This is a genomic window from Bradyrhizobium sp. YR681, from assembly GCF_000282615.1.
In the GTDB taxonomy this organism is placed as follows: Bacteria; Pseudomonadota; Alphaproteobacteria; order Rhizobiales; family Xanthobacteraceae; genus Bradyrhizobium.
This window is the reverse complement of the sequence record NZ_AKIY01000349.1, coordinates 1-11,443: the sequence shown is the minus strand read 5'-3', so window position 1 is coordinate 11,443 and position 11,443 is coordinate 1. Positions and strand designations below refer to the sequence as shown.

The 11,443-nt window shown below is 65.5% G+C and carries 11 protein-coding genes and 1 pseudogene; 5 read left to right on the top strand and 7 right to left on the bottom strand.

Annotated elements, in window-relative coordinates; translation table 11 throughout:
• The first annotated feature begins 179 nt into the window (after positions 1-179).
• Positions 180-1,031, top strand: a complete 852-nt coding sequence (locus PMI42_RS37650; RefSeq protein ID WP_008145266.1) for an alpha/beta hydrolase family protein — start codon at positions 180-182, stop codon at positions 1,029-1,031.
• A gap of 113 nt (positions 1,032-1,144) precedes the next feature.
• Here PMI42_RS37650 and tolA read toward each other — a convergent pair whose 3' ends face one another.
• From tolA to mgtE, 4 genes and pseudogenes are all read right to left on the bottom strand, one after another.
• Positions 1,145-2,125 carry a cell envelope integrity protein TolA gene (gene tolA, locus PMI42_RS37320; RefSeq protein WP_008145263.1) on the bottom strand — a complete coding sequence of 327 codons (981 nt, stop codon included), beginning with the start codon at positions 2,123-2,125 and terminating at the stop codon, positions 1,145-1,147.
• A 49-nt stretch (positions 2,126-2,174) separates the two neighbouring features.
• Positions 2,175-2,992: pseudogene (locus tag PMI42_RS37315) on the bottom strand (aldo/keto reductase).
• Positions 2,993-3,140: 148 nt separating this feature from the next.
• Entirely contained in the window at positions 3,141-3,458 is a 318-nt protein-coding gene (locus PMI42_RS37310; RefSeq protein ID WP_035968153.1) for a helix-turn-helix domain-containing protein, read from the bottom strand.
• A 155-nt stretch (positions 3,459-3,613) separates the two neighbouring features.
• Positions 3,614-5,035 carry a magnesium transporter gene (gene mgtE, locus PMI42_RS37305; RefSeq protein ID WP_008145260.1) on the bottom strand — a complete coding sequence of 474 codons (1,422 nt, stop codon included), beginning with the start codon at positions 5,033-5,035 and terminating at the stop codon, positions 3,614-3,616.
• Positions 5,036-5,151: 116 nt separating this feature from the next.
• Here mgtE and PMI42_RS37300 point away from each other — a divergent pair, with 116 nt between their 5' ends.
• On the top strand, positions 5,152-5,925 hold the full coding sequence (locus tag PMI42_RS37300; RefSeq protein ID WP_008145259.1) for a polysaccharide deacetylase family protein: 774 nt from the start codon (positions 5,152-5,154) through the stop codon (positions 5,923-5,925).
• A 204-nt stretch (positions 5,926-6,129) separates the two neighbouring features.
• Positions 6,130-7,452, top strand: coding sequence for a polysaccharide deacetylase family protein (locus PMI42_RS37295; protein ID WP_008145258.1), 1,323 nt, complete (start codon positions 6,130-6,132; stop codon positions 7,450-7,452).
• Positions 7,453-7,456: 4 nt separating this feature from the next.
• On the opposite strand, the gene PMI42_RS37290 is transcribed toward PMI42_RS37295, so the two are convergent.
• Complete coding sequence (locus PMI42_RS37290) at positions 7,457-7,831, bottom strand: hypothetical protein (RefSeq protein WP_008145257.1); 375 nt, start codon at positions 7,829-7,831, stop codon at positions 7,457-7,459.
• Between the two features lie 275 nt (positions 7,832-8,106).
• On the opposite strand from PMI42_RS37290, the gene PMI42_RS39850 reads away from it, so the two are divergent.
• Positions 8,107-8,364 carry a hypothetical protein gene (locus PMI42_RS39850; RefSeq protein ID WP_240535324.1) on the top strand — a complete coding sequence of 86 codons (258 nt, stop codon included), beginning with the start codon at positions 8,107-8,109 and terminating at the stop codon, positions 8,362-8,364.
• 76 nt (positions 8,365-8,440) lie between these two features.
• On the opposite strand, the gene PMI42_RS37280 is transcribed toward PMI42_RS39850, so the two are convergent.
• Both PMI42_RS37280 and PMI42_RS37275 read right to left on the bottom strand, forming a co-directional pair.
• Positions 8,441-9,655, bottom strand: a complete 1,215-nt coding sequence (locus PMI42_RS37280; protein ID WP_035968149.1) for an ABC transporter substrate-binding protein — start codon at positions 9,653-9,655, stop codon at positions 8,441-8,443.
• 113 nt (positions 9,656-9,768) lie between these two features.
• Positions 9,769-10,455, bottom strand: coding sequence for a DJ-1/PfpI family protein (locus PMI42_RS37275; RefSeq protein ID WP_008145254.1), 687 nt, complete (start codon positions 10,453-10,455; stop codon positions 9,769-9,771).
• Positions 10,456-10,546: 91 nt separating this feature from the next.
• On the opposite strand from PMI42_RS37275, the gene PMI42_RS37270 reads away from it, so the two are divergent.
• The coding region (locus PMI42_RS37270; RefSeq protein WP_008145253.1) for a GlxA family transcriptional regulator at positions 10,547-11,443 on the top strand (897 nt) is incomplete at its 3' end.

The following is an 11,443-nucleotide window of genomic DNA, read 5'->3' as shown; positions in this document are numbered from 1 at the left end:
GATGGGCGACACATACGACAATTCCGAATTTCGGTAAAGTGGAATATTTTTGCGGGGAGGGGTTGACAGGGTGGCGGGTGTTTTGCCCGTCGGGCCGCGGCAACCTTTCGCCCAGCGCTGTTCCGCGGCTATCGCGGGCGTGACTTGACAGCGAGAGTGCGATTGGGGGCAACTGAAGCATGATCAGATTTCCAATCCTCGCGGAGCTGCCGACCACGCCCTTCTCCGGAACCGAGGTGGTCCGCGGCGTCGAATGTTCAGCTTCCGACGGCGACGGTCCGGGACGTGTCCTGGTCGAGGTCGACGGCAGGCCCGACGTTCTCGCCTTCTACGGTGCCGCCCCCGAAGGGGCGCCGGCCGACCCCGTCATCTTTTTGCGCGGGGATACCGTGGAGAAGCGCGATGACGGGGTCGTCGCCACCGCGTGGTACGTGGCGGCGACAGCCTATGACATGCAGGCGGTGGCCGAGCAGCTGAGCGCCAGCTTCCATCGCCCCTACGTCCATTTGGCGCGCCCCGGCATCCTGGGCTCGTCGGGGCACCATCTCGACCGGCGGCGGCCGCGCGAGGTCGCGCTCGTCGATGCGGCGCTCACCCGGCTGAAAGCGCATTTCGGCTGGCGTCGTCTCAATCTCGTCGGGCAGTCCGGCGGCGGCCATCTGGTGGCCGCATTGATCGCGCGCCGCGACGACATCGGTTGCGCGGTGATCACGTCGGGAAACACGGCGGTGGCGCAGCGCAACCGCGAGAACGGCTGGAGCGCCGACATCACCGGCCATAGCGATTTCCTCGACCCGATCGACCATGTCGCCGAGGTGGCCCGTCATCCCCCGCAAAAGATCATCGTGCTGACCGACCCGCACGACCAGCGCGTCTCGGCGTCGGTTCAAACAGCCTATGTCGAGGCGCTGCGCCGGGTCGGCGTCACCGTGGACCATCGCCTGCTGCCGGCAGCCGGCACGCTTCGTCACGATCTGCAACTGCCGGGAATTCTGGCCGCCTTCATTTGGCTCGCGAGCCAAGACGCGTAGCCTGTAGCCCGGATGGAGCGAAGCGCAATCCGGGGTTCTTGCCACAGGCCATAGCGGCCCCGGATTACGCTTCGCTCCATCCGGGCTACGGACCGCAGTTATTCGGTAGAGCCCTAGCCGCCGAAATCCCCCGGTGTGAACGGCAGGTCCAGCACCTTCCATTCCTCGTATTTATCCATCGGCAGCATCTTGTAGGGCTGGCAGGCCTGCAGCGCGCTCGTCGCCGACTTCACGATGGCGACGCCCTTCGCGGATGGCGGGGCTTCGATCAGGATCGGCGGACGGGCCAGCGTGCCGTCGGTGGCGAACACCGCGCGCAGCTTGATGCGCACCGGGTCGGTCGGCGCGACACCGGCCGGCAGTTTTGCGCAGCCGCGCAAGCGCCGGCGAAGCTCGGCAATGACCTCGGGTGGAAGCTTGGCGCCGATCGAATCCTTGGCATCGCCGCCGTCATCCTTGAGTGCGTCCTTCGGCTCGACCGGCAGTTCAGGCGGCAGGCCCAGCATCACGCCGTATTTGACTGTCACGTCGGGCTCGGGAGCCTGATAGGCCGGAGGTGCGGCCTGCGGCTGTGACATCGCTTGTTGCGGCGGCTGCTGCTGAGGCGGCGGCTGTTGCGGGGGCGGCTGTTGCGGGGGCAATTGCGACTGCGGCGGCTGTTGTTGCTGAGGCTGTTGCTGCTCTTGTGGTTGCGGCGGCTGTTGAGCTTGCGGCTGCGCGTTGGACTCGCGCTGCTTTGGCGGCTGTGAAGGCTCAGGCTGCTTCTGCGGTTCGGGCGATGGTTGGGAGGCGGCCTTCTGCTTGGCTGCAGGCTTTGTCGCGGCCTCCGCCCTGTCCTTGTCTGTGACATCCAGCTTCGGAAGTCTCAGTTCAGGGGTCGGGGTCGGCTCCGGCGCCTTCTCCTTTGCGGCCTCCTCCGCCTTCATCTCCTGCTGCTTGACCTGCTCCGGCGTAACGATGTCGACCGTCACGGTTTCGGTCGGCGCGGCATGGAATGGACGGACTTCGCTGATCACGATGATCAGCGCGACCAGCGTCAGATGAGCGATCGCCGACGCTGCAATGTCCGTCCGTATGATTGTCCGCAGTTCCATCGCCCGGTCTTGGGTTGCCGCCCTGCTCCTAGCATACCGGAACGGCCCCTCAATCCCATTTTGGCGCGAAGCCGAAATCGGTCAGGCGCCCCTTGGGGTTGGCCAGCGCGGCAATCTCCGCCATCTCGTCGTCCGAGAGCTCGAAATCGAAGATCTCGATGTTCTCCGACAGGCGCTCGACGCGCGAGGTCCGCGGGATCGCAGCAATATTCTGTTGCACCAGCCAGCGCAGGCAGATTGCGCCGGCGTCTTGCGATGGGCGCGCCCGATTGCCGCAAGCGTCTGGTCGGACTTGATGCGGCCCCGGGCGATCGGGCTGTAGGCGACCAGTGCGAGACCGTGCTGGTCGCAGGCCGCCCTCACCTTCGCCTGGTCGAGATAGGGATGGTATTCGACCTGGTTGCAGACCAGCGGCTCGCCCGACAGCGCGACCGCCTGCTCGATCAGCGCCACCGTGAAGTTGGAGACGCCGATGTGGCGGGTCAGGCCCATGCGCCTGGCATGTGACAGCGCGCCCAGCGTCTCCTCCAGCGGCACATGCGAATTGGGCCAGTGCAGCAGCAACAGATCGACGGAGGGGAGCCGCAAGCGTGCCAGGCTCTCCTTGACCGAACGCTCGAGATCGTTGGGCGCGAAATGGTTGGTCCAGACCTTGGTGGTGAGGAAGATGTCATCGCGGCGCACGCCGGAGGCGCGCATGCCGTCGCCGACTTCGCGCTCATTGTCATAGACCTGTGCGGTATCGATGTGGCGATAGCCGAGCCGCAGCGCCTGCTCGACGACGCGCGCGCAGGTGCGCCCTTCCAACTCCCAGGTCCCGAGCCCGATCGCCGGTATCCTTGCGCCATTGGCCTCGACGAACAGCATGAGGAATCCTCTCTGTTGCGGCAGCCCCGAACGCCATTATGGACCCGGCCCGTGGCACTGCCAACGGAAGCCGCTGGCGGTTCGGCCGGATATTCAACGCAATGCTAACGGGAGGTTTGCACCTCGGCTCTGGCGTTCAGGCCCTTCGTCAGGCTTTGGCGAGCGCCTGGAACACGGTGTCGGGCGCATGCGCGATCACCGCCAGCAGCGCGCGGGCCGGTCCCCGCGGGGCGCGCTTGCCCTGTTCCCAATTGCGGATGGTTTCGACGGGCACGCCGAGCTTGGCCGCAAACTCCATCTGGGTCAGGCAGGCGCGGCGGCGCAGATCGCGCACGGCGAGCGAGTTCGTGTCGGCCGGCGCGGCATTGACCATGGGCTCGACCGGGTGCGGCTGGACCGGAAATTCCTGTCCGTCCCGCAACTCAACGACCCGTCCGTCCGCCTTCAGCCGCAACCGCATGTCCATTCCCCCAAGCGCGGGTGATGATGCGGCAGGTCGCTTAAGTTCGGATTAAAGATAGTCGCCGGTAGCCCGGATGGAGCGCAGCGCAATCCGGGGCCCCTCTCGCGCCGACGCAGCGGTCCCGGATTACGCTGCGCTCCATCCGGGCTACGTACTACCTACCTCAACCCGAACCACAGCGTCGCGATGCCGAGGAAGGAGAAGAAGCCGACGACGTCGGTCACCGTGGTCACGAACGTGCCTGACGCCACCGCCGGATCGGCCCTGACGCGTTCGAGCGCCATCGGGATCAAGATGCCGCCGAGCGCACCGGCGACGAGGTTGCAGATGATCGCAAGCCCGATGACGATGCCGAGCCCCGGGATCCGGAACCAGACCACCGCGGCGATGCCGGTGATCACGGCAAAGGCGAGCCCGTTGACGAGACCGACCGTGGCCTCGCGCATCACCACCCGCCAGGCATTGGAGGCGCCGAGCTCGCGCGTCGCCAGCGCCCGCACCGCGACCGTCATGGTCTGGGTCGCGGCATTGCCGCCCTGGCTCGCCACGATCGGTGCGAGCACCGCAAGCGCGACCATCTTTTCGAGCTGGCCCTCGAACAGGCCGAGCACGGAGGATGCCAGGAAGGCGGTGGCCAGATTGACCAGCAGCCAGTTGAACCGCGCGCGCGCAATGGTGAACACGGTATCGGACAGTTCTTCGTCGCTGGTGACGCCGCCCAGCGCCTTGAGGTCCTCGTCCGCCTCCTCCTCGATCACGTCGACGACGTCGTCGACGGTGATGACGCCGACGAGGCGGTCCTGGGTGTCGAGCACGGGGGCTGCGACCAGATTGTACTTGCCGAACATGCGCGCCACCTCCTCCTGGTCCTCCAGGACGGAGACGCGGCGGCGGTCCTCGTCGGTCAGCTCGGTGAGCGCCACCGGGCGGCGGGCGCGGAGCAGGACGTCGAGCGAGACCGCGCCCTGCCAGTGCTGCTCCTTGTCCACGACATAGATCTCGTAGAAGCGGTCGGGCAGATCGGGCGTATCGCGCATGTAGTCGATCGCCTGCCCCACCGTGAAATCCTGGGGCACCGCGATGAACTCGGTCTGCATGCGCCGGCCGGCGGAATTTTCCGGATAGAGCAGGCTGCGCTCGAGCGCGACGCGCTCCTGCAAGGGCAGCTTCTCGAGGATCTCCTCCTGCTCGTCCTCATCGAGGGTTTCCAAGAGCTCGACCGCATCGTCGGATTCGAGCTCGCGGACGCCTTCGGCGACCGTCTCCGGCGGCAGCTCGTCGAGGATCTCGTCGCGGACGGACTCGTCGACCTCGTTCAGCGCCGAGAAGTCGAAGTCGCGGCCGGTGAGCTCGACCAGGCGGACGCGGTCGTCCGGCTCGAGCGCCCCGATCAGGTCGCCGAGGTCGGCCTCGTGCAGCTCGGCGACGCAGGCGCGCAGCGCCGCGCTCTCGCCGGCCTCGATCGCACGGGCAATTTCCTCGACGAATTCGTGCCTGATATCGCCGTCCTCATTGCGCATCGGCACGTGGTCGAGTACCGAATCCGCAGCGGATGGGGCACCGTCCATATGATCATCCATGGTGCGCCTCGCCGTTTGACAGGTTGGATCAGGTGGTCTGGGCTGACGGCTCAGGCAATACCCACAAGGCAACTCCAAGCGCAATGGCAAAGATGCTTCGACTGAGATGGACCTCGATGTCGCTGGGCGCGGTGCTGGCGGCCGTCATCGGCATCGTCTCGACGGATGCCGCCGAGTGCCCGCGCAAGGATGCGCTCGGCACCTCGCGCATCCTGAGCGTCGACGCGAAGACCACGCCGCGCGTCGGCCTGAAGAGCTTTCCGCAGACGCTGCCGCTGGCCGATCACGAGGTCGTGCTGACCTTCGACGACGGCCCGAACCCGCCGACGACGTCGAAGGTGCTGGCGGCGCTGGCGCAGGAATGCGTGCGCGCCACCTTCTTCCTGATCGGCCTGCACGCCTCCGAACACCCCGACATGGTCAAGCGCATCGCGCGCGAGGGCCACACCATCGGCCACCACACCTGGTCGCACCCGTTCATGGCGCGGATCCCGTTCGACAAGGCGAAGAGCGAAATCGACCGCGGCATTGCGGCCGACGAGATGGCGCTGCACGGGGTCGCGACGACGACGCCCTCGACGCCATTCTTCCGCTTCCCCTATTTCGAATCCACGCAAGGGCAGCTCGACCTGCTCCAGTCGCGTGGCATCGTCGTATTCGGGGCCGATTTGTGGGCCAGCGACTGGAACGAGATGACGCCGGAACAGGAACTGAAGCTCGTCACCGAGCGCCTCGCCGCCAGCGGCAAGGGTATCATCCTGTTCCACGATCCAAAGGCGCGCACGGCCGCGATCATGCCGGCCTTCCTCCGCTATCTGAAGGACAACGGTTTTCGCGTCGTTCATCTGGTCCCGGCGGGCACGTCACAGAAGAGCGCCGATACGCGCTGATGCCGGAATGTCACGCCGGAGCAAAATGGGGTGATTTGAGCCCTATTAACAATCTGTTCATGATACCCCATGCAAGTATTGAGGCGGGCTCGTCGTGAGAAGGTTCTCGGGAATGGTTCTTGAAAAAAGTTCTTGCGCCTGAACCGTTTCCTGACGTCTCCGACCTACTATGGCGGCAATCGCGCATGAGGGCAGACCGGGTTCATGATCGGAAGTAGCGTTGTTGTTCGGACGCGATCGTGGATCGTCCTCTGTCTCGGATTGCTGAGCGTCGGCACACCGGCGGCGCTGGCGGCCGACTGCCCCGGCCATCCCGACGCGCTCGGCACCTCCCGCACCCTCGTGGTCGACCCGCGCGAGCATCCGCGCATCGGCACGATGCAATACCGCGAGACGCTGCCGCTGAAGGACCACGAGGTCGTCCTGACGTTCGACGACGGTCCCTTGCCGAAATATTCCAACCAGGTGCTCAAGATCCTCGCCGACGAGTGCATCAAGGCGACCTTCTTCATCATCGGCAGCCAGGCCAAGGCGAACCCGGAAGGCGTGCGCAAGCTGGTGGCGGCGGGCCACACCGTCGGCACCCACAGCATGAACCATCCGCTGACGTTCGACCGGATGCCGATCGAGAAGTTCGAGCCCGAGATCAATGGCGGCATCGAGTGGACCTCGGCCGCGATGACCGATCCGTCCAGCCAGCTCGCGCCGTTCTTCCGCATTCCCGGCCTGATGCGCGCCGAGGGCGTCGAGAATTACCTGATCTCGCGCGGCATCCAGGTCTGGAGCGCCGATTTCCCCGCCGACGACTGGCGCCATGTCTCGTCCGACCGCGTCTACCAGCTCGCGATCCAGCGGCTGGAGGCCAAGGGCAAGGGCGTCCTGCTGCTGCACGACATCCAGGCCCGCACGGTGGCGGCGCTGCCGAAGATCATCCGCGATCTCAAGGCGCGCGGCTATCGCATCGTGCATGTGGTGCCCGCGACCGCCGACCGGCCGGCGACACCGACCACCCCAGTGGAATGGCTGCTGCATCCGCCGACCGAGACGACGCCGATCGCGCGCTGGCCCGCGGTGCCGAACTTCGCGTTCACGCAGACCAGGACGCTGCCGGCGCCTTCGCTGGCCGATCTCAACGCGCAGACCGCGCACGAGCCGCTGCTGCCGCGCCGGACCAAGGCGCAGATGGATGTCGCCTCCACCCTGTCCGTGCCCGGCCGCGATCTGTTCGCCATCCCGGAGGGCTCGGTCGAGGTGCTGCTGTCCACGACCCTGTCGCGCCGCGCCGCAACCCGGCTGGCAATGGCGGCCGAGACGCCTCGTGCGGCCAGGGGCAAACCTGGAACCGTCAAGCCTGGAAGCATCAGGGCCGGCAAGCCGCACACCGCGCACGCTGCGCACGGCACGCCGAAGCACACTGCGCAAGCCAAGACCGTTTCAGCCAAGACCGTTGCAGCCAAGAGCGCTGCGCCGAAGAGCGCGGCACCGCATCCGACCCGCGTGGCGAGCCTGAAGAAGCGCGCGCAGTAAAAGCCTATTGCCGCATGATGTTGGCGACACAGAGCAGTACGATCAGCGCCAGGAAGAACAGGTCCATATAGGATTTGAGCTCGCCGTCACGGCGCAGCCGCGCAACGTCTGTGACGACCTGCCTGCGCGCGTTGGTTCCGCCCGAGCCGTCGTTGATCGGAGCCTGAAGGCGTTTCGTCTCGGCTTCCAGCTTCTCGATCTTCTGGAAGAAGTAGAACGCCCGCAGCGTCGAGGCCGCGCGCATGCCGGCATAGACCAGCACCAGGATCGCGACGATCGCCCGGTTCTGGTATTTCTCCAGGAAGTTCAGGCTGAAATAGACCATCGCCATGAAGGCGAAGTTGGTCACGAAGCGGTAGACGAAGCTTAGAAAGACCATGCTGGCTCCAGCCTTGAGCGGTACGACCGTCGGGCCTTGTCGAATTCGGGGATATGGTTGCAGGCCGGACCGGCCAGCCTGAACGACGCGAGAGGCCGTCTACGCCAACTTTGTTTCAACAAGGATACGATTGCCCCCGCAATTGCCGCCTTTTAGCCACGCGCGGCCATAATGCAAGCGAGCACGCGGCCGCCTGCGCGTTCCCTCGCCGGCTCCATGGAGATTTGCGGGAAGCTACGGTAGACTGGCACAGCCACCGCATGTGGGGTCTGCCGATGCCGAAGAAGGGAATCACGGGCCACGACGACTGGGTTCTGACCGAGGCCCTGGCGACCGCGCTGGTCGCGCTGGAGCAGCTCGAGCCAAAGCACCAGCCGAGCGCGCATATGGACGACATCCGCAAGATGCTGGCCAGCGGCAAGGAACCGTCGGCGGTGAGCCTCCACCTCGCCCAGGCCAAATGCCGCCTGTTTCCGGAGACGGATCCGCTGGAGATCTACCGGGAATACGGGATCGGCGAGGAGTACGGCTGAGCGCCGTGTTATAACATTACACTCATCGCCCAATCCACGTGACCGATACCGCCACCCCAGGCGGGAGCGGCCGAGGCTAGTTTGCCGATGCCTTGAGCAACGGACATTCGCTCTGGCTCAAGGGAAGAAAGGCATCGTCGGCGGGTATTTTCTCGACGATGTTGTAATAGTCCCAGGGGGTCTTGACGTCCTCGGGCTTCTTGACTTCGACGAGGTAGAAATCGTGCACGAGCTTGTTGTCGGCGCGTAGCCGGGCGCCCCGCGCATAGACATCGTCCACCGGCATTGCGCGCATCTTGTCGAGCACCGCGTTGGTCTCGTCCGTTCCGGCCGCAGCCGCAGCCCTGAGATAGTGCAACACCGCGGAGTAGACGGCGGCCTGCGGCGCGGTCGGCATGGCCTTGTGGAGCTTGTAGAACCTCTGGCCGAACGCCCGCGTTTCCTCGTTCAGGCCCCAATACCAGGCCGTGACGGTCGTCAGCCCCTTGGCGGTTTCGACGCCCATGGCGTGCACATCGGTCAGGAACATCAGCTCGGCGACCGGTTTCTGCGATCCCAGGTTCATTCCGAACTCGTGCCATTGCTTCATGGCAGTCACGAGTTGCTCACCGGCATTGGCAAAGGCGACGACCTTGGCCTTCGAGGCCTGGGCTTGCAGCAGGAACGAGCCGTAATCGGCGTTTCCGAGCGGATGAAAGACGGCGCCGAGCGCCTTTGCTTTTCCATCCGCGAGCACACGCTGCGACACCTCCACCATGTTGCGTCCGAACGCGTAGTCGGCCGCGATGAAGAACCAGCTGTCGTAGCCCTGGGACACCAGCCTGCGAACCGATCCGGAGACGAGATTGTAATTGTCGTGCAGCCACATCAGACCGGTGCGCGAACATTGCTTGCCGCCGATCTCCGTGGTGCCGACCGCCGAATAGATCACGATCCTGTTCTTGTCGCGCGCAATCGACTGGATGGCGAGAGCCACCGCCGAATTGCCGACATCGGCGACCATGTCGACGCCGTCAACGTCGATCCATTTGCGGACAATTTGGGCACCTATGTCCGGCTTGTTCTGATGGTCGGCGAAGACGATCTCCACCTTGACGTCAGGCGTTGCCCTCTGGAAATCCTCAATTGCCAACTTTGCGGCGACGACGGAACCTGGCCCGGAATTGTCGGACAAGGGCCCGGACTGATCATTGACGATGCCGATCTTGACCACCCCGCCGGAAAACTCGGCAGCCGTACTCCGCTCGGCAAGAGCGACCGGCCCCAGCGCCAAAGCGAGGCCGAAGGTCAAGCGGCAAAGCCGGCTCCGCCGCGACAGCAAAACTTCAGCACGACAAGGCGCCATTGCCCCCTCCATTCCAGCATCGCGACGGATGTCGGCGATGATTGACCCCGACCGCCGCGCTATCCCTGCTGCCCGACGGCCTTCCTGACGAACTCCAGCCGCCGCGCCTGCGCCGGCGCAACGCGCTCCTTCATCGCCGCGACGATCGCAGCCGGCGCCGTATCCGGCGAGCCGGCCTCGAATGGCGGGGCGGGATTGTATTCCATGCGCAGCTGGACCATCTCGGCGGCCGCACGGTCTCGCAGCATCGAGACCAGCGTGAGCGCGAAATCGATTCCGGCGGTGATGCCGCCGCCGGTGATGCGATTGCGATCGACGCAGACCCGCTCGCGCGACACCGAGGCGCCGAAGAACGGCAATGCATCGGTGGCCGTCCAGTGCGTGGCCGCGCGATATCCCTGCAACAGACCGGCTGCACCCAGCACGAGTGAGCCGGTACAGACCGACGTGACGTATTTGGCGCCCCTCTCCTGCCTGCGCAGAAACGCCAGCACCTCCTCGTCGAGCATCAGCTCGTCGGTGCCGTAGCCGCCGGGAACGCAGATCACGTCGAGCTGCGGGCAGTCGGCGAACGTGACGGTCGGCGTCAGCGCAATCACGGAATCGCTCGGGACGGGTTCGATGCGCTTCCAGATCAGATGCACGTTCACATCCGGCAGGCTTGAGAACACCTGCGCAGGGCCGGTGAGATCGAGTTGGGTGACACGGGGAAAAACCAGAAGGCCGATCTGCAACGGACCCGACATGACAACCTCGACATCGCGCTTGACGGTTGCAGCGTGCCATGTTGGCCTAAGGCACGGAAACGGCGTAATTCCCTCATTTTTGGACGCGTCCATGATCGGCTTCCTGATCTTTCCCGAATTCCAGTTGCTGGACGCGGCTGGCCCGATCTCGGTCTTCGAGATCGCAAGACGCCACGCGAAAAACGCGCCGCACGTCATCACGGTCGCAACAAGGGCCGGCGCGGTGCGCAGCTCGTCGGGCATCGAGATGCAGGCGCGCAGCTTGCGTGCGGCCGGCGCCGTCACGACGCTCTTCGTTGCCGGTGGAGAAGGCGTCCAAGCGGCCGCGCGCTGCAAGACGACGATCGCGTTCATCCGCAGACTGGCCAAGCGTGGCGTGCGCATCGCCAGCGTTTGCAACGGAGCCTACCTGCTCGCCGAGGCCGGATTGCTGGACGGCCGCTGTGCGACCACGCACTGGTCGTGCGCAACCGACTTCACCGGACGCTATCCCAATGTCCGCCTCGAGCCGGACCAGATCTTCATCCGGGCCGATCGCGTCTGGACCTCGGCGGGCATCACCGCCGGGATCGATCTCGCGCTCGCCATGATCGCCGAGGACCACGGCGAGGAGATCTCGCAGGCAACCGCCCGGCAGCTGGTGCTCTATCAGCGCCGCGGTGGCGGGCAATCGCAGTTCTCGACCCTGCTCGAGCTCAAGACGCCGAACGGCCGGTTCGGCGGCCTGCTGTCATGGATGCGCGAGAATCTGGATGCGCAGCTCACGGTCGACGCGCTTGCCGACCGCGCGGGATTGAGCGCACGGCATTTCGTCCGCTCCTTCATCGCCGAAACCGGCTCCACGCCGTCCAAGGCGCTGGAGCGATTACGGGTCGAGGTCGCCCGCGAGCGGGTGCAGTCTTCCGGCGAAGCGATCGAGCACGTAGCGCAGTCCACCGGCTTTCGCGATCCCGAGCGGATGCGCCGGGCCTTCATCCGCGCCTTCGGC

Bases quoted from the DNA above. Each gene is read 5' to 3' on its own strand.
- PMI42_RS37300 (WP_008145259.1), top strand. From the start codon at position 5,152: ATGTCGCTGGGCGCGGTGCTGGCGGCCGTCATCGGCATCGTCTCGACG.
- PMI42_RS37650 (WP_008145266.1), top strand. From the start codon at position 180: ATGATCAGATTTCCAATCCTCGCGGAGCTGCCGACCACGCCCTTCTCC.
- PMI42_RS37275 (WP_008145254.1), bottom strand. From the start codon at position 10,455: ATGTCGGGTCCGTTGCAGATCGGCCTTCTGGTTTTTCCCCGTGTCACC.
- PMI42_RS37310 (WP_035968153.1), bottom strand. From the start codon at position 3,458: ATGGACATGCGGTTGCGGCTGAAGGCGGACGGACGGGTCGTTGAGTTG.
- tolA (WP_008145263.1), bottom strand. From the start codon at position 2,125: ATGGAACTGCGGACAATCATACGGACGGACATTGCAGCGTCGGCGATC.
- mgtE (WP_008145260.1), bottom strand. From the start codon at position 5,035: ATGGATGATCATATGGACGGTGCCCCATCCGCTGCGGATTCGGTACTC.
- PMI42_RS37295 (WP_008145258.1), top strand. From the start codon at position 6,130: ATGATCGGAAGTAGCGTTGTTGTTCGGACGCGATCGTGGATCGTCCTC.
- PMI42_RS37290 (WP_008145257.1), bottom strand. From the start codon at position 7,831: ATGGTCTTTCTAAGCTTCGTCTACCGCTTCGTGACCAACTTCGCCTTC.
- PMI42_RS39850 (WP_240535324.1), top strand. From the start codon at position 8,107: ATGCCGAAGAAGGGAATCACGGGCCACGACGACTGGGTTCTGACCGAG.